This is a genomic window from uncultured Mucilaginibacter sp., assembly GCF_913773635.1.
In the GTDB taxonomy this organism is placed as follows: Bacteria; Bacteroidota; Bacteroidia; order Sphingobacteriales; family Sphingobacteriaceae; genus Mucilaginibacter.
Genome location: NZ_CAJYGQ010000010.1, coordinates 16,222 through 34,931, shown reverse-complemented (window position 1 = coordinate 34,931; position 18,710 = coordinate 16,222). Strand labels below are relative to the sequence as shown.

General features: G+C 42.2%; 13 protein-coding genes, 1 tRNA gene and 1 other RNA gene. 4 read left to right on the top strand and 11 right to left on the bottom strand.

What is annotated here, in order from left to right:
* Positions 1 to 8 precede the first annotated feature (8 nt).
* From QZ407_RS12460 to QZ407_RS12450, 3 genes are all read right to left on the bottom strand, one after another.
* A complete protein-coding gene (locus QZ407_RS12460; RefSeq protein ID WP_295771553.1) occupies positions 9 to 3,137 on the bottom strand; it encodes a SusC/RagA family TonB-linked outer membrane protein in 3,129 nt (1,042 codons plus the stop codon).
* Between the two features lie 33 nt (positions 3,138 to 3,170).
* Positions 3,171 to 4,382, bottom strand: coding sequence for an ROK family protein (locus QZ407_RS12455; RefSeq protein WP_295771551.1), 1,212 nt, complete (start codon positions 4,380 to 4,382; stop codon positions 3,171 to 3,173).
* Positions 4,383 to 4,878: 496 nt separating this feature from the next.
* Positions 4,879 to 4,952, bottom strand: a tRNA-His gene (locus QZ407_RS12450).
* A gap of 111 nt (positions 4,953 to 5,063) precedes the next feature.
* On the opposite strand from QZ407_RS12450, the gene rnhA reads away from it, so the two are divergent.
* Positions 5,064 to 5,531, top strand: a complete 468-nt coding sequence (rnhA, locus tag QZ407_RS12445) for a ribonuclease HI (RefSeq protein WP_157542151.1) — start codon at positions 5,064 to 5,066, stop codon at positions 5,529 to 5,531.
* 4 nt (positions 5,532 to 5,535) lie between these two features.
* Here rnhA and fbp read toward each other — a convergent pair whose 3' ends face one another.
* The 6 genes from fbp to QZ407_RS12415 all read right to left on the bottom strand — a co-directional run bounded on the left by fbp (position 5,536) and on the right by QZ407_RS12415 (position 12,073).
* Positions 5,536 to 6,585 carry a class 1 fructose-bisphosphatase gene (gene fbp / locus QZ407_RS12440; protein WP_295771546.1) on the bottom strand — a complete coding sequence of 350 codons (1,050 nt, stop codon included), beginning with the start codon at positions 6,583 to 6,585 and terminating at the stop codon, positions 5,536 to 5,538.
* Between the two features lie 16 nt (positions 6,586 to 6,601).
* Positions 6,602 to 7,099 (bottom strand): metallophosphoesterase family protein, encoded by a 498-nt coding sequence (locus tag QZ407_RS12435; protein ID WP_295771543.1) that lies wholly within the window; start codon positions 7,097 to 7,099, stop codon positions 6,602 to 6,604.
* Positions 7,100 to 7,282: 183 nt separating this feature from the next.
* Positions 7,283 to 7,993 carry a methyltransferase gene (locus QZ407_RS12430; protein WP_295771541.1) on the bottom strand — a complete coding sequence of 237 codons (711 nt, stop codon included), beginning with the start codon at positions 7,991 to 7,993 and terminating at the stop codon, positions 7,283 to 7,285.
* Between the two features lie 145 nt (positions 7,994 to 8,138).
* Entirely contained in the window at positions 8,139 to 8,531 is a 393-nt protein-coding gene (locus QZ407_RS12425; protein ID WP_295771539.1) for a VOC family protein, read from the bottom strand.
* Complete coding sequence (gene purL / locus QZ407_RS12420) at positions 8,532 to 10,754, bottom strand: phosphoribosylformylglycinamidine synthase subunit PurL (RefSeq protein WP_295771536.1); 2,223 nt, start codon at positions 10,752 to 10,754, stop codon at positions 8,532 to 8,534.
* Between the two features lie 770 nt (positions 10,755 to 11,524).
* Positions 11,525 to 12,073: a hypothetical protein gene (locus tag QZ407_RS12415; protein ID WP_295771533.1), complete on the bottom strand. Its 549-nt coding sequence runs from the start codon at positions 12,071 to 12,073 to the stop codon at positions 11,525 to 11,527.
* 152 nt (positions 12,074 to 12,225) lie between these two features.
* Here QZ407_RS12415 and rnpB point away from each other — a divergent pair.
* Positions 12,226 to 12,597: RNase P RNA component class A (rnpB, locus tag QZ407_RS12410), an RNA gene on the top strand.
* Between the two features lie 124 nt (positions 12,598 to 12,721).
* Positions 12,722 to 14,116, top strand: a complete 1,395-nt coding sequence (locus QZ407_RS12405; RefSeq protein WP_295771530.1) for a sigma-54 dependent transcriptional regulator — start codon at positions 12,722 to 12,724, stop codon at positions 14,114 to 14,116.
* Positions 14,117 to 14,232: 116 nt separating this feature from the next.
* Here the strand turns inward: QZ407_RS12405 and QZ407_RS12400 are convergent, their stop codons facing one another.
* Together QZ407_RS12400 and QZ407_RS12395 are read right to left on the bottom strand one after the other, a co-directional pair.
* Positions 14,233 to 15,432 carry a pyridoxal phosphate-dependent aminotransferase gene (locus tag QZ407_RS12400; RefSeq protein WP_295771527.1) on the bottom strand — a complete coding sequence of 400 codons (1,200 nt, stop codon included), beginning with the start codon at positions 15,430 to 15,432 and terminating at the stop codon, positions 14,233 to 14,235.
* A 258-nt stretch (positions 15,433 to 15,690) separates the two neighbouring features.
* A complete protein-coding gene (locus QZ407_RS12395) occupies positions 15,691 to 16,092 on the bottom strand; it encodes a DUF1573 domain-containing protein (protein ID WP_295771525.1) in 402 nt (133 codons plus the stop codon).
* Between the two features lie 145 nt (positions 16,093 to 16,237).
* Between QZ407_RS12395 and QZ407_RS12390 the strand changes: the two genes are divergently transcribed.
* Positions 16,238 to 18,667 (top strand): alpha-ketoacid dehydrogenase subunit alpha/beta, encoded by a 2,430-nt coding sequence (locus tag QZ407_RS12390; RefSeq protein WP_295771523.1) that lies wholly within the window; start codon positions 16,238 to 16,240, stop codon positions 18,665 to 18,667.
* The last annotated feature ends 43 nt before the right edge of the window (positions 18,668 to 18,710 follow it).

Sequence of the window (18,710 nt, the reverse complement as noted above, 5' to 3'; positions counted from 1 at the left end):
TTTTTTATTTAAAAACCTAATGTTAAATTAAATAACAATAAACGTGTGGTTGGCGCACTGGAGTTTTCAAAACCAACGGCGTTAGTACCTGTAGCATAAACCGATTCAGGATCGATACCGTTTAAATGACTTTTTATCATCCAAACGTTGTTGCATGACACACCTACGTTTACACGTTGTATAGGTGATTTGGCAAGCAACTTAGACGGCAATTGGTAGTTAAGTTGTACGTTTCTTAAACGAATATTGGTGGCATCGTAAATATTCGCCTCAATAACGCCTAAGTTTCCGTTGCTGGTAACCGCTTCCCAATAGCGTTGCGGCAACACAGATTTAGTATTTGGCTGATAAGCGTTATTAACTAACACTACACCCTGCGGTACAAAGTTAGCCCTGTCGCCGTTAATAACGGTTACAGCAGCGGTACCCGCTCTTTGCATATTAAGGTTTGTACCCGAGTAAATTTGCCCGCCAAAGCGTGCATCAAACAAAAAGGAGAAGGATAATCCTCTATAGCTGAAACTATTGGTGACACCTAATAGTGCAGAGGGCTGCTGTGTTCCTAATTTTGCGGCATCCGCATTCAATATTTGTGGGTAACCATCAGCGCTTAATATTAATTGATTGTAATACGGGCTAGATGCATCAGTTACGCGTTGGAACCTATTACCGTAAATATCACCATATTTTTGTCCTTCCGCGGCTACAATACTTACCGCATCAAAACCGCCTAGCTGGTAGCTTTTTACTTCCGGAGAAAGCTCTTCGATGGTGTTGACGTTTCTTGAGAAGTTGGCGCTTACATTCCAGTTTAATGAACGCTGACCTTGTAGAATACGTCCATCAATTGTAGCTTCAATTCCTTTATTTTGTATGTTACCGGCATTAATTATTTTGTTGCTGTAACCGCTTAATGGGTCTAAAGGCAACGTAAGTAACTGGTTAACGGCATTGGTTTTATAATAAGTGAAATCAAACCCTAACCTGCCGTTAAAGAAACGCATTTCGGCACCTAACTCAAAAGTTTTAATCAGCTCGTTAACTACGTTTTCGTCAAACAAAGTTGGTTTACGGCCGGCCGTTGTGTTTCCAAGAGGGTCTTTGTTAATATTATAGGTATTGTATAGCTGATTGAAGGCTAAATCATTGCCTACCTGCGCGTACGATCCTCTGATTTTACCGTAGGTTAACCACGAAGGCAATGTTTTACCAAATCTGGTCAACATATCGGTAAACACGTACGATGCACTTATTGAAGGGTAAAAGAACGAGCGGTTTTTCGGACTTAGCGTAGATGACCAATCATTTCGGAAGGTTCCGTCTAAAAATAAGTAGCCATCCCAGTTAACTCCTAATGACCCATACACAGAGTTGATTGCTCGTTTCGGACGAGACTGATCGTCAATCGTAGGATTGTTTTTTCCATTCGTTAATGAAAAAAAGTCACGTGCATTTAATTCGCCCGATGAAGCACGTAAATTTGTTGATTTTTGGGACATCAAGTTACCACCCAAGGTAGCCGATCCACCCAATTTACCAAATACATTATCTTTACGGGCACTCAGCAGTGTGCTGTAGTTAGTTTCTTGGAAAGTTTGCTTACCGGTTGAATATCTACCATTCATAGCAATAGGGCTACCACCATAAAGCTTCTCTTCATAGTCGGTAGTATACATATCGGCACCGGCTTTGGCCTCCAAATTTAACCATGATGTGAATTCATATTTCAATGATGCATTCATGATAAAACGATCCCTGATATCCTGGTTTCTGTTGTTACGCACAGTCCAGTAAGGGTTTATGGGTCCCGGATCACCATACCAATACATATTGTTGTTTGCATCCACGGCATTAGAGAAATCTTTGATATTTAAAGATCTTGGCAACAAATAAGTTGTGTAGAACGGATTATCTGTGCGGGTACCGCCAATTGGTCGGTTAACAGCATTAGTATTTGAAAATTGCACTTTAGTATCTGCCGTCCAGCGATCATTTTTACCGAATTTACTTACTGCACGAGTTGAGATATTTTGACGCTCATATTTAACACCCGGAATGATACTAGTACTATTTAAACGATTATATGACGTATAAACAGACGTGCTTTTATACTGTTGCTGCAAGGAAACGCTTTGTGTGTTTTGTATTCCTTTTTGCAAAAAAGCACCCAGGTTGTCATATGCCGTTAATGGTAACTCACGCCCATCCCAGTTTGGCAATACCTGACCTGTAATTTTAGGTCCCCAGCTTAATCTAGAGCGATTGTCAAAAATTCCCTCAGTACCCTGACCGAACTCGTTCTGAAACTCCGGTTTCATAAATATAGTTTCGAAACCAACCGATGATGATACGTTGATACCTAAACCTTTTTGCGCACGGCCCGATTTGGTTGTAATTAAGATAACGCCATTACCAGCCCTGGTGCCGTACAGAGCGGCAGCTGCACCACCTTTTAAAACCGACATGCTTTCAATATCCTCAGGGTTGATATCGGACAAACCGTTACCTAAATCCTGTCCAGGGTTGTAAAAGTCATTATTAGGTGTACCAATGAAGTTGTTGATAGGAATACCATCGACAACAACTAAAGGCTGATTATTACCGGTTAAGGAGTTATTACCACGCAGGGTAATTTTAGAAGACCCAGCAGGCCCGTTACTTGAACGAATTACCTGCAAACCGGCCACTTTCCCTGATAAGGCATTGGTAACGTTCGGTTCGCGCGCGGCTACTAAAGTTTCCCCTTTAATTTCCTGTACGGCGAAACCTAAAGATTTACGCTCACGCTTTATACCTAATGCGGTTACCACAACCTCGCTCAAAGCCTGATTGTTGTTTTGCAAGGTAACATTAACGGTATTATCGGCCCCTACAGTTACTTCCTGTGTTTTGAAGCTTATAAAGCTGAATACCAACACCGGTCGTTCGCCTTCGACTGAAACTGTAAAACGACCTTCGGCATTTGTTGCGCCACCTACATCCGTACCCTTTACTTTGTAAATGGCACCAACAATAGGCTGTCCTGACTCATCCTTTACCGTACCGGTAACGGTCCTTTTTTGCTGGGCTAATGCTATAGCCACACAAAAGCTCAGCAAAAAACTGAGAAGTGTTTTTTTGGTAATAGTATACCTCATAATGATTGGTTAATTGTGTATGTGTGTTTATTGTTAGTTTAATACTGCTTTACGTAGACTTTGAATATGGTGACTTATCTCGTTGTAGTGTTCCATCACCAGTGCTGCAGCGCCAATTAGCTCGGCATGGTAACCTAGTTCGGATATTATAACTTCAGTATGCTCAGCTATTTTGGGAATACAGTGCTCGTTTATTGCCTGCTGAACCGGAGCCAGCCACAACTTACCTGCCGCCGCACCCCGGCCGCTTAACACAATCAACTTAGGATTAAGCAAGTGAATAAGTATTGCCGCTCCTCTACCGATGTTGTAACCGGCCTCAGAAAAAAGTTCTACCGCAAAAGTGTCACCTTTGAGGGCTGCTTCCATGATGGCATTGGCTGCATCTTCAGTGCTTCCTAAATTCATTTGCGTTAGCATAGACATGCGTCCGCCTTCAATCTCTTTTTTAGCTTTTTCCACAATGAGCAACATGGATGCTTCCGTTTCAAGACAACCTGTTTTACCGCAACTACAAAGCTTATTATTTATAAAAACCGGAATGTGGCTAAACTCACCAGCGAGCCCATTGTCACCACGAAACAAATGGCCATTAATAAGCATACCTAAACCTATACCCCAGCCAATATTTACTACCATAACATTTTGCTGATTTTGAGCGTGTCCAAACTTTTGTTCGGCCAGTGCAATCAAGCTCGAATCGTTATCAAGAAAAACGGGTAATCCGGTGGCTTTCTTTATATATGAGGTAATGCTTTGACCATCATTATTTAAAAAAGTATGATTTATTCCTTTGGCTATATCAACAAAACCGGGCATGCCTATTCCAATTCCAACTATCTTTTCCTTACTTACTCCCGAATCTTTAATAAGCTGACTTATTGCGTTGGTTAACACCAATAAACCTTCCTGTCCTTGCTTTAAAGCAAGATCAAGCTTTTGAATTGCTGTTACATGATTATTTTGGCCGTCCATAATAACCAGGCGGGTAACCAACTGATCCATAGCAACTGATACTATATAGATAACATCGGCTTTCAAAGAATAGGTTTGAGCCCTCCGGCCGCCGGTTGATGGAGCGTAACCGGTTTCAAAAACAAATCCTTCCTCAATACAGTCGTTTAATAATTTAGTAGTCACAGGTAAACTTTTGTTCGTTTTCCTGCTGATATCTGTACAAGAAAGTGCCTGACCAAAATATAATTCTTTGATCATGTTTTTAATGTAGCCTTCTACCTTACTCATTATAAGTTAAACTTACGTTAAATTTTATGTAAGTTTAGCTACTTTAATTAAATTTTCAAAAAGTTTATTTTAAAGTTTCATCGAGTTCTTGCTAGCCTTAAGTTGAACGTTAGGATATTGTGTGGAATGTTCATCAAGACATATAGCACTATCAAACTGCATCACATAAATTATATAATCAGGTCTATCAAATTCGAAAATCATCAAAATGGTGACTTGATGACCTAAGAAAATTCAATGCGCAATAGCCCAAACAGAGCCTTAGCTATATGGAAGGAAAACCCTTGATTTTAATGAGATGAAATTTTTTGAGTAGAGGAGTATTTCAGCTATTTGCAAAAGCGCTATCAGTCATATAGTAATAAAACAGTTTTTGCTGAGTAAATACATTGCTTGCTGAATAATAATTATTGCGGATGCTTTGTTATGGAGATCATAACCTTATGAATACAAAAAAGCCTCTTTCACAGATATGAAAGAGGCTTTAGAAAAACTGGGTAAGTAATCGGGCTCGAACCGACGACCCTCGGTACCACAAACCGATGCTCTAACCAACTGAGCTATACCTACCGTGTTTGTGGGTACAAAAGTAGAAATTAGAACAACATTTGCAAAAGATTTTTTAAAAAATATTAAGCGTGTTAAATAAGCATAATTCATGCTATCATTGTAGCTTAATATATGATAGAGATTTTTACAGACGGTGCTTCAAGCGGCAATCCTGGTCCGGGTGGGTATGGTGTAGTTTTACGTGCAGGACAGCACTACAAGGAGCTTTCTGAAGGCTTTCGTAAAACCACCAATAACCGCATGGAGCTGCTGGCCGTTATTAAAGGTCTTGAAGCGCTTAAAGCGCCAGGGCAACAGGTTACCGTTTTCTCTGATTCAAAGTATGTAATTGACTCTATTGAAAAACGCTGGCTGAATGGCTGGCTGGCTAAAGGGTTTGCAGGCAAAAAAAACAAAGACCTGTGGTTGCGTTACGTGGAGATCAGCAAACTGCACAAAGTGCGCTTTGTGTGGGTTAAAGGGCATGCCGGGCACCCTGAAAATGAAAGATGCGACCAACTTGCAGTGGCCGCATCGAAACAAAAAGACTTATTAATCGACTCAGTTTTCGAAATGGAAAACGCTAAAGGTAACGCCTAAAGCACTATTGAATTACCAATTCACCTTCAAAATTGCGTTTGGTTATTTGAGGCGAAAAACAGGCCAGCATTTCCTCCGCTTTCTTAACCATATTTTCTGATCCTATAATAATAGCCGAACGCTGGTGCAATTCCTTTACTTCAAGCTCCATAATGCGTTCATAGCCATTTGTTGCCTTGCCTCCTGCCTGCTCAACTATAAAGGCAATTGGGTTACACTCATACACCAATCTAAGTTTACCATTTGGCGCCTGCGCTGTAATAGGATACATAAATATACCCCCTTTTATTAGCGTACGGTGAATATCTGCCACCATTGAACCGGTATACCTTGAAGTATAAGGGCGACGCGTGGCATCGTCCTCCACCTGGCAATACTTAATGTATTTTTTTATACCGTCGGGAAAATGCGCATAGTAGCCCTCGTTGATTGAATAAATATTGCCGTCTTTAGGTACGCTCATGTCTGGGTGCGATAGACAAAATTCGCCTATTGAAGGATCGAGCGTAAAACCATTCACCCCTTTACCGGTGGTATATACCAACATAGTAGACGAGCCGTATATCACATATCCGGCTGCAATTTGTTCAACCCCACGCTGCAATACATCAATCATTGTAGCTTTGCCCTCCGTTGATTTACGGCGATATATGGAGAAGATGGTACCCACCCCTACGTTAACATCAATGTTTGATGAGCCGTCTAACGGGTCAATAGCCACAATATACTTGGCGTTTTTTGATATTTCAGAGTCTATGTAAACATACTCATCATTTTCTTCTGATACCACTATACAGCATTCCCCTCCGCTTTGCAGCGCGGCTATGAACTGCTCGTTGGCATAAACGTCAAGTTTTTTTTGCCCCTCACCCTGCACGTTGGTGGTTCCTGCTTCGCCAAGTATGTCAACCAAACCGGCTTTATTAATTTCGCGGTTTACAATTTTGGAAGCTATACCTATGTCTCGCAGCAAGCGCGACAACTCACCTTTGGCAAAAGGAAAGTCGGCCTGTTTCTCAATGATAAATTGTCCTAAAGTTTTTGCTGCTTTCATAGGCTTAGTGTATTAATTACATATTATTTTTGAGTTCTACGACTTCCAAGTTATGAATATTTTTTGAGGAAACGCAAAATTTCATCAATGTTTTAACTTTATGCCAACCCTGTTTTCCGGCCGCCCCGGGGTTTAAATGCAAACAATTTATCTTTTTATCGAAAATAACTTTCAATATATGTGAGTGTCCACTAATAAATAATCCGGGAGGCTTAGTGTAAATAGTACGCTTTACATCAGGGCTGTATTTTTCGGGATAACCACCAATGTGCGTCATCCAAACGTCGAGGTCCTCGCACATAAAACGCAAATGCTCTGGAAAGGTTTGTCGTATTTCTTTGCCATCAATATTACCATAAACGCCCTTTAATGGCTTAAATGCAGCCAATTGCTCAACCAACTCTAAAGTGCCAAAATCGCCGGCGTGCCAAATCTCATCACAGTTGGCAAAATGTTTAAATACGGCATCGTCTAAATAGCCGTGAGTATCAGATAGTAAACCTATACGGGTCATGTAGTTTAATTATAAGGTGGTCAAATGGATTGAGCTGGCTGCTATGTATTTAAACACAATGGTTAGCTTACCTTGTTAACCCAAAAAAGGGAAGAAATCTTTTTGAAGCAATTAACTTATTAGTTCCAAAAGTGCTCTCACTGCCATTCAAAGTAACAATAAGGATCTTATAAGAATCCCTGTTTAAAATATAGTCAAAAAGTCTTTCAGCAAATTCCGGTATTCATCAGTATAAAGTTTCGGCTCGCTGTAAATACTGTAACGCCAATATTCAGTATTAGTTTGATGCCTGCCGAAAGCAAGGATTTCGCGGTGAGCATCTGAATGTGGGTAAGAATGGATACTGACTACCGACTGTAAGTATAATTCTTTAGACAAAGCCAGTTGTTTTACCAGTGTCGATGTGGCAAGAGGCAGTATGAGCCACAAAACGCCATCATCATTTAAATGACGTGCGCTGTTACTGATCAGTTCTCCAAAGAAATTATCATCGGCGTGTTTTGCCAAGGTTTTTTGTGCTCCGGCAGATGGTAAGGATTGTATATAAAATGGTGGATTGGAAACAATAATATCAAACCGCTTTTCGGGATTCAATGTAAAATATTGCTGAAACGATTGCGCGTGCACTTCAACTCTAGAAGCAAAGCTCGAAGCTGCAAAATTACTTTCGGCGGTCTGCGCGGCGGTAGCGTCCAGTTCAACAGCACTAATGTAGGCTTGCTCAAAACGCTGCCCCAGCATCAATGCAATAAGGCCTGTGCCGGTTCCAATGTCCAATATAGTTTCTGCCCGGCTTGCATCTGCAATGGCGCCCAGGAGTACACCATCGGTATTCACCTTCATGGCGCAACCAGTTTGGTCTACACTAAATTGTTTGAAATGGAATATGGACATGGGGGAAAGCTGTTTCTAACCAAAAGCAACTTGTCATTTCGACGTTAGAGGAATTTTTTCAAGGCGATCAGCTTGTCAGTTCGAAAAGATTTCTCACTATCGTTCGAGATGACAAGCAGCTTTTACAGGATAATCTCACTCACTCCTACCGCTGTTCGTACAACTCCAGTGGCAAGCCATCCGGGTCGGCAAAGAAGGTAAAGCGGCGGCCGGTGTGCTCGTCTACCCTAATGTCTTCGGTAGCTACACCCCAGCGGCTAAGGTGAGAAATTGATGCTTCTATGTCCTCAACTGCAAATGCCAAATGGCGTAAACCTGCAGCCTCGGGCCGTGATGGCCTGGCAGCGGGGTTAGGGAACGAAAAAAGCTCGATCTGGTATTGTCCTGCAACAGCCAGATCGAGCTTATATGATTGCCTTTCGGCACGATAAATTTCCTGTACTACGGTTAAGCCCAGTATTTCAACATAAAAGCGTTTGCTTTGCTCATAATTTGAGCAAATAATGGCTATGTGATGTATGCGCTTTAATTCAAGCATTTACTCGCCCAGTGCTACGTGCAAAACGTTATCGTATACTAATTTAATATCGGTAATGTGACCGTAAAGCTCCTCATCAACGTTTAAGCCGCCATTGGTTACAGTACCCAATAACGTGTACTCCACTTCGCTGGTAGCCATCAGCTCGGTAAAGCGGTCTTGCTCTTCCGGTGATACACTCACTACTACCCTGCCTTGAGCTTCGCCAAATAAAAATGCATCCTTGCGGAAATCAACATCGGTAGCAATATCAAAACCTAAACCTAAAGGCATTGATGATTCCAACAGTGCAATGTACAAACCACCATCGGCCACGTCATGAGCCGATTGGATAGCCTTGCTCAAGATTAATTGCTTAATCACCTGCTGCATGTTATACTCCTCATCTAAATTAAAATAAGGAGCTGGTGACGCTGATATTTTATGGTAAGAAGCAAGGTATTGTGATGAAGCAATATCGTTTTGCGATTGGCCTATAAGGTAAATAAAGTCGCCCGGCTGTTTAAAGTCGGCGGTCATGATGTTGTCTTTATCATCCAGCACGCCCAGCATACCAATAGTTGGCGTTGGAAACACCGGACCTTCATCGCTCGATTGGTTATAGAAACTTACGTTACCGCCTGTTACCGGAGTATCAAACTTACGGCAAGCTTCGCCCATGCCTTTAATAGCGCCAACAAATTGCCAAAATACTTCAGGCACGTAAGGATTACCAAAGTTTAAGCAGTTGGTTATAGCCACCGGCTCGCCACCAGAGCAGGTAATGTTACGGGCAGCCTCGGCTACGGCAATAGCACAACCTTTTTGCGGGTCGGCGTTTACGTAGCGCGAGTTACAGTCAACCGTTAAAGCAATGGCCTTGTTAGTGCCTTTAACGGCTACCACAGCTGCATCACTTGGGCGGTTGGTAGTCATGGTTGATGTGCCAACCATGCTATCGTACTGGTCAGTTACCCAACGTTTTGAGGCAATATTTGGATGAGCAACTAAGTGCTCAGCAACGTCTACTAAATTTTCTGGAACAGGCACCGAGTTGATATCAAACTTTTGATACTCGGCGTAATAAGCTGGTTCGCGGTATTCGCGTTCGTAAACCGGTGCACCGCCACCTAACACTAAATCATCGGCTGGTACGTCGGCAACTTTTTCGCCGTTCATAAAGTACTCCAGGCGTTTGGTATCGGTAACCTCGCCTATTTGTACGCAATTCAAATCCCATTTATCAAACACAGCTTGTACGTCAGCTTCGCGGCCTTTTTGCACCACGATAAGCATACGCTCCTGTGATTCTGATAAAAGGATCTCAAACGGCTTCATGTTTTCCTGGCGGGTTGGTACTTTATCCAACCAAATTACCATACCATGCTCTCCCTTTGCCGACATTTCGGAGTTTGAACAAATGATACCTGCCGCGCCCATATCCTGCATGCCAATCACGGCACCGGTTTTAATTACTTCTAACGATGCTTCTAATAATAATTTTTCCTGGAACGGATCACCCACCTGAACAGCTGGTAAATCGTTCACCGAATCTTCGGTTATATCTTTTGAGGCAAAAGCAGCCCCATGTATACCATCTTTACCGGTTGACGAACCTACGATGTAAACCGGGTTACCCACACCATATGAGGTAGCCGACACCATATCGCCAGCCATTAATATACCGGCCGACATGGCGTTAACCAACGGGTTAACGTTATAGCACTCGTCAAAAAACAGCTCTCCGCCTACGGTTGGTATACCGAACGCGTTACCATAATCACCAATACCTTTTACCACGCCTTTAACCAGCCATTTGGTACGGTCGAGGTTAAGGTCACCAAAACGCAGTGAGTTTAACTGCGCAATTGGACGTGCACCCATGGTAAAAATATCGCGGTTAATACCACCTACGCCAGTTGCAGCACCTTGATATGGTTCTAAAGCCGATGGATGATTATGCGATTCAATTTTAAATGCACAGCCAATACCATCGCCCAAATCAACCACGCCGGCATTTTCTTCACCTGCCTTGGCCAGCATACGGCTACCATCGCGCGGTAAAGTTTTAAGCCATTTAATAGAGTTTTTATACGAGCAGTGCTCGCTCCACATTACCGAAAATATAGACAGCTCGGTAAAGTTGGGAACGCGGCCCAGTATTTCTTTTATACGCTCAAACTCTTCGGGTAAGAGGCCAAGATCTTTGGCCGTGTCAACAGTAGTAAGTTGGTCTTGCTCCACTATATTGTGTTTTGATGGATGAAAACGCAAAATTAGAAAAATGAAGGGAATGACGGTATTTTAATTTAGAATTATAGTCGGGCGTTATATATACTGTCATTTCGACCTGAGGAGAAATCTTTTCAAAACGATTTAAATCTTGTGAAAAAAATAAGCGGCAAATGTCGCTTGGTGCTATAATTCCTTGCAGTGCCCTGTTAGGACAGGTAAAGTGGTTACACCTACGCCTGTGGATGTACTTTTTCTTTTATACAAAAGAACAAGTACCAAAAAGAAAACTTGCGGCTACGTTTATTTGCTACGTTCCTGCTGTTCTTTAACTTAGGTTTGTGCTAACCGCAAAACACTGATGCCGCGAAAAACGGTTAATTCGAGTCAGTGCTTTTGCATGACAAGTTTAATTTCTTATTCTCTTAATCGTCTTTTTCACAGCGTAGTTGCTAATTGCACCTTAATTTCTTCGTTCGCTCCTTGTAAATTGTCCACCATAGGCTGCACTGCTTTGTAGCCTTAAATAGAGCGTCGGCCCGCCATGGCACCCGGCCGGAAGTATGGCCTGAGCGGTGGCAGGGATTGCCATGGCTAGGCCCTTTTGTTACTTTTGGGGCTATGCCAAAAGTAATAGCCACCGCGGCAATGAGCGAACCAAAGCAGTAAGCTCAAAACACTTTTTGTTCTCAGAGATTCCTTAACCCTCGACTGACGACTAAACACAAAAAAAAGCCGCTTTCCAACAGGAAGCGGCTATAAAAAACTATTTAGTAAATCACTTAAATACCTTCAGTGCCTGGCTCATGTCCTACCATGCGACCAGTGGTACGACCTTGCGGGCGTGAGCTGAAATCAGTTTTCGGACTTCCTTCTGAAGGAAACTCATGAGGGCGTGGTGGTGTAACATCAGTTTGTTCGCTGTATGAACCATCGCTGCCTTCCTGAGGCTGACGTACCTCCTGCTCATTTGGATATCCGAAATCCTGATCATTCGTTTCCTCGTGCTCAGGAATTTCATTATCATCTGAATTCAGATCGTCATCACCATCCAGTTGGGCTCTCAACGGATCATCCAAATCTTCATCTTCGTCATCTAAGTCGGTGTCATAACCTGGTACAACATCATCGTCCAGGTCATCTTCCTCATCTAAATCCAAATCATCATCTTCATCCAGGTCTAAATCTTCGTCATCGTAATCCTCATCTTCAGGATCCGGAGATTCAGCTCTCAATAATCTTTCGCGGTCCAACTCATCATCAGAACTGCGGCGTAATCGGGTCTGTGTATCCTGTTCAGTAGCCCAGGTATCTTGATCAAATGCTAACATAGGTTCTATCGTTTATGGTGCTATATAAATAACCATCAATATATTGCTATTGTTTTTAACTCTAAATAAAATAATTAGCGTTAAACATGCTTAATACTCACGTAACATCAACTTAAAGAATAGAGATATGCACCTTAAATGCGTATCTTCGCAACGCAAAATGTTCTATCGCTGCCTTTAAAAGGCGGAGGAAAGTCCGGGCAACACAGAGCATCCTGCTTCCTAACGGGAAGGCGCCACGCAGCGGGCGACAGCAAGTGCCACAGAGAATATACCGCCGGCCCAGCCGGTAAGGGTGAAAACGTGAGGTAAGAGCTCACGGCTTGCATGGGCAACCATGTTTGCGGTAAACCTCAGGAGTTGAAAAGCCAAATAGGTTACAGTAATAGAGTTGCTCGCTTTGTATACTCACGTATAACTGTAATGGGTAGGCTGTTTGAGCCTGTTAGCGATAACAAGCCAAGATTAATGATAGAAACTGTTGAAAGACAGCACAAAACCCGGCTTATAATTTTGCAGCTGTATTTAAACCCTTTATGCTTTTGGCATAAAGGGTTATTTTTTTTCAAACAATTTGCCAAGTGTTTGTTTTACTATACAAAATCCTATATTAGCACCGTTACTACTACCTCCTTTGAATAGAAAAACATGGCGAAAATTTTAATAATTGATGACGAGCGCGCAATTCGCAACACCCTGCGCGAAATTTTAGAATACGAAGATTATGTGGTTGAAGACGTTGACAACGGCGTTGACGGCCTGCAACTGATACAGAAAAACGATTACGATTTAGTACTGTGCGATATTAAAATGAACCGCATGGACGGTCTTGAGGTGCTTACCGATGGTTTGGCACTAAAACCTGATCTTCCTTTCATCATGATCTCTGGTCATGGTACGGTTGAAACGGCTGTAGAAGCCAGCAAAAAAGGTGCGTTTGACTTTATATCAAAACCGCCCGATTTAAATCGTTTGCTTATTACGGTAAGAAACGCGCTAGATCGCGGTAGCTTAGTGACCGAAGCTAAGGTTTTAAAAAGAAAAGTTTCGAAAGTACGTCCTATTTTGGGCGAATCTCAGGGCATCTTAAAAATCAAAGAAACCATTGACCGCGTTGCTCCTACAGATGCCCGTGTTTTAGTTACCGGAGCCAATGGTAGCGGTAAGGAGTTGGTTGCACGTTGGTTACACGAAAAATCAAACCGCTCAAACGCACCTATTATTGAGGTTAACTGTGCTGCCATCCCGTCAGAACTTATTGAAAGTGAACTTTTTGGCCATGAAAAAGGCTCGTTTACTTCAGCTGTAAAACAGCGCATCGGTAAATTTGAATCGGCAAACGGCGGGACATTATTTTTGGATGAAATTGGCGATATGAGTCATTCAGCCCAAGCTAAGGTGTTGCGTGCATTACAAGAAAGCAGAATTACCCGTGTTGGTGGTGAAAAGGAAATTGAGGTTGATGTACGCGTTGTAGCGGCAACTAATAAAGACTTGCTAAAGGAAATTGAAGATGGTAATTTCCGTATGGACTTGTACCATAGGTTAAGTGTTATTTTAATACACGTACCGCCGCTGGCCGAGCGCCGTGATGATATTCCGTTATTAGCAAACAGCTTTTTAGAAGAGATATGCAGCGAGTATGGCATGCCAACCAAACGCATAAGCGAGGCTGGATTAGATGCCCTTAAAGCACTGCCATGGACAGGCAACATACGCGAGCTGCGCAACATGATTGAGCGCCTTATTATATTAAGTGATAAGGTAATTACTGATAATGATGTGCGAGCATTTGCTAACCCATCGGCACCTGTTACTATGGCTGCAGGCACCGCTTCCGCACCGGTAGCGGCTGCTCCTCAGACCGATTATGAGAAGTTTAAAAACTTCCAGGAGTATAAAGACTATGCTGAGCGTGAATACATTAAGTTCAAGCTTGAGAAAAATAACTGGAACGTTTCAAAAACTGCAGACGACATTGACATACAACGTAGTCACTTATACAGCAAAATTGAGAAATTTGGATTAAAAAGGGGCGAATAGCCCCTTTTTAATTTTGATATCATAGCACTGTGTTTGTGCGGGTAATTTTGTAAGAAGCTTAGCTAAAAATGTTGATGGAGTACATTAACACAGTATACCATCACATTTTTGCAATACTATTGAACTCTTCCGGGATAAACTTTTAAAGCCTCTTCAAGGCAGGTCATGGCATTTTGCAAATCTGCGCTGTTAAGTACATACGCCATACGCACCTCATTTACGCCCGCACCTTTAGTGCTGTAAAAACCTGTTGCCGGCGCCATCATCACTGTTGAGTTGTTATAGCTAAAGCTTTCGAGCATCCATTGGCAAAACTTGTCTGAATTATCAATCGGTAGTTTGGCAACAACATAAAACGCTCCGCCTGGGTTAGGGCAATAAACTCCATCCATTTTATTTAAAGCGTTCACCAAAACATCTCGGCGGTGAGTATATTCCTCGTTAACCGTTTCAAAGTAAGCATCAGGCGTATCAACAGCTGCTTCGCCTGCAATTTGCTCTACCAAACCGGGGCTTAACCTTGCTTGCGCAAACTTTAATGCAGCTTGAAGCACTTCTTTATTTTTTGTAATTAAGCATCCTAAACGCGCACCGCAGGCGCTGTAACGCTTGCTTACCGTGTCCATTATAATTACGTTTTTTTCAATTCCCACCAAATGCATAGGCGATATAAACTCACGGCCATCGTAACAAAACTCTCTATAAGCCTCATCAGAGAATAAATACAAATCATACTTTAATACTAAAGCTTTTAACGCTTCCATCTCCTCTTTAGAGTATAGGTATCCGGTAGGATTATTAGGATTACAAATAATGATAGCCTTGGTACGTTCTGTTATCAGTTTCTCAAACTCGGAAATTGCCGGTAGCGCAAAACCATTATCAATGTATGATAGTATAGGCTTCACTACCACATCACTCTGTACAGCAAAACTATTATAGTTTGCGTAAAAAGGCTCAGGTATAATTACCTCATCGCCTGGGTTAAGGCATGTCATCATAGCTATAGTTATGGCTTCAGACCCACCTGTAGTTACTATAATGTCTGATGAATTTATGCCGTAATTAAGCTTATTATAATACTCCGTTAATTTTTTACGGTACGACAAAGTACCCTCAGAAGCTGTGTAAGCCCAAACCTTGAAATCAATACCTTTAACAGCATTCAACATACCTTCGGGCGTCTCAATATCAGGCTGACCAATGTTCAGATGGTAAACTTTTTTACCGTCAAGTTTGGCCTGCTCGGCGAATGGGGTTAATTTACGTATAGGTGAAGCCGGTATAGTTTGGCCTTTGTTTGAAATTTTTGGCATGCGCCAAAATTACAAAACATTATTTTGTGTAGAACATAAATTTAATAGCAGCTTAAAGTACTGACAATAAGCATGAACTTATAACTAATTTGCATAAGCCTCATATATCTTATTAAGATCTTTGGAATACCCTTAATCCAGCAACCAGATATAAATTTTGCACCAAAGCGCGATATATAGCTATTAAAGTATAAGAGTTGTAAACAAAAAAGACCGCCTTTTAAAAAGCGGTCTTTTCTATAAATTATTTAGTTTATACTATTTCGTATTGCTTGCCGCCGATTCAACAACCTCGCCTAAAATGATCAGGTTTTTAACGGGGGTTTTAGCGTTAGATGTAACCACGATTGTTTTGCTGAACGGTGATGCTACTGCGGCGTTGTAAGTAATTGAAATTTTACCCTTATCACCTTTCTTAACCGGAGTTTTAGTGTAATCGGCAATAGTACAACCGCAGGTAGGTCTAACTTCGGTAAGTATTAAAGGTTCGGTACCAACATTAGTGAATTCAAAAATTGTTGTAACAGGTTTGCCTTTGGCAATTTTACCAAAATCGTGTTTCTCTTCGTTGAATTTAAATTCAGGTTTGGAGTCGCTTTGAGCGCGTACGGCAACACTAAAGCCCAGAAGTACAGCGCAAAGTATGATTAGTTTTTTCATAATGATTGTAGTTATGACACAAATATAATTTAATAGTTTAAAGTTCATAACAAAAACCGTGCTTACTTTGCGTTAATTTGATAAACGCGGCAATAACTATTTTCAACATAGAATTTGTTAATTTTACCGCCTAAAGAAATTTAATATGCCAGAAAGCACACTACCCGCAACCGGCAACTTTACAGAGCACGAATTGAGTTTTAACGATTTTAGACAAATTGTTATAAACGATTATCGTATAGGTTACGAAAGCAGGCAGGCCAGTATACTGGGCCGCCGTGAAGTGCTTACCGGAAAGGCCAAATTTGGCATTTTCGGTGATGGAAAAGAGGTTGCACAACTGGCAATGGCCAAAGCCTTCAAAAAGGGCGACTGGCGTGCCGGCTACTATCGCGATCAAACTTTTATGTTTGCTACAGGTATGAGCACGCTTAAAGAATTTTTTGCACAGCTCTATGCCCATCCCGATATTGAAAAAGATCCAGCATCAGGCGGCAGGCAAATGAATTGCCATTATGCTACACGCTTTGCCAACCCCGATGGCAGCATGGTTAACCAGGCCGATACAATGAATTGCTCTGCCGATATATCAACCACAGGTGGCCATATGCCACGTTTACTGGGTTTGGCCTATGCATCAAAGCTATATCGCCAAAATAAAGAGCTTGAGGGCTTGAAGCAATTTTCGGTTAACGGCAATGAGGTGGCATTTGGCAGTATTGGTAACGGAGCAACTTCTGAAGGTATTTTTTTAGAGACATTTAATGCTGCCGGTGTACTTCAGGTGCCTATGGCTATTTCTGTTTGGGATGATGCCTACGCTATTTCGGTACCGGCAAGCCTGCAAACAACAAAAGAAGATATATCAGAAGCATTACGAGGATTTCAGCGCGAAGCGGGCACCAATGGCTACGAAATATTTAAAGTTCGCGGTTGGGATTATGTTGCCCTTTGCGAAACTTATGCGGTTGCCATTGAAATGTGCAGAACGGAACATGTACCCGTGTTAATTCACGTTACCGAAATTACTCAACCACAAGGCCATTCAACATCAGGCTCACATGAGCGTTATAAACCTGCCGAAAGATTGGCCTGGGAAACCGAACATGACTGCTTGCTGCAAATGCGCAAATGGATGATCAATTCGGCGGTAATCACCGAGGCAGAACTTGATGACTTGGAAGATGCTGCTAAAAAGCATGTACGGAATAGTCAACGAGAAGCTTGGAACGAGCTTTCGGCCGAAATTAAGGCGGAACTTAAGGAAGGTGCAGCATTGATAGAACAACTGGCGCGACATTCATCAGTTAAAGAGTTGGGCAAAGTTGCTTCATCATTACGTGCCTGCGTTGACCCGGGACGGCGCGATATAGTTGGTGCCATACGCAAAGCTTTACGCTTAACAGCTAAAGAACATCAACCCGAACGCAAGGCCCTTACCGACTGGCTTACGGAAGAAAATAAAGCCAATAAGGAACGTTACAACTCGAAATTGTTTAGTGATACACCATTATCGCCACTCCATGTTAAAGCTATTGCTGCCCAATATGCGCATGATGCTAAAATGATTGATGGCAGGGAAATACTTAACGCTGCATTTGATGCTGCATTTGAACGCGATGAACGTATTGTTGCCTTTGGAGAAGACGTTGGTGCCATTGGCGATGTAAACCAAGGCTTTGCAGGTTTACAGGCAAAATTTGGCGATTTACGTATAACCGATACCGGCATTCGCGAATCAAGCATCATTGGGCAAGGTATGGGTCTGGCTATGCGCGGACTGAAACCCATCGCAGAAATTCAATATCTGGATTACTGGATTTGGGCCATAACTGTTTTAAGTGATGATATTGCCAGCCTCAGCTACCGCACTAAAGGTGGCCAAAAAGCTCCTTTAATCGTTCGTACACGCGGTCATAGGTTAGAAGGTATATGGCACTCAGGTTCGCCAATGGGCGCATTATTAAATGCGTTAAGGGGTATTCACATTTGTGTTCCACGTAATATGACACAGGCTGCCGGCATGTATAATACCCTTTTACAGGGAGATGAACCCGCCATTGTGATTGAAAGTTTGAACGGTTACCGTTTAAAAGAAAAAATGCCGTCAAACATTGGAGAGTTCACCGTACCATTAGGTAAGGCTGAGGTGGTAAAGCAGGGAACGGATGTAACGGTTGTCTCATATGGTTCAACGTTACGCATTGTTGAAGAAGCTGCTGTTGAACTAAGCCAAATGGGAATCAATATAGAAATTATTGATCCGCAAACACTCTATCCTTTCGATTTAGACCACGATTGCGTTAATTCACTTAAGAAGACAAATAAACTGCTGGTGGTAGATGAAGATATTCCTGGCGGCGGATCGGCTTATATATTGCAACAGGTACTCGAAGTGCAGGGTGGCTACTCGTTTCTTGACGCAGCACCTAAAACACTTTGTGCCAAAGAACATCGCCCGCCATACGGATCGGATGGCGATTACTTCACCAAACCCTCTGTTGATGATATAATTGAAGCTATATACACTATAATGCATGACAACAATCCCGGGAAGTTCCCTGCAATATTTTGAAACGTCGGGCTTTTAAAGCAACCTAAAAAAAGGTCCTTTCAAC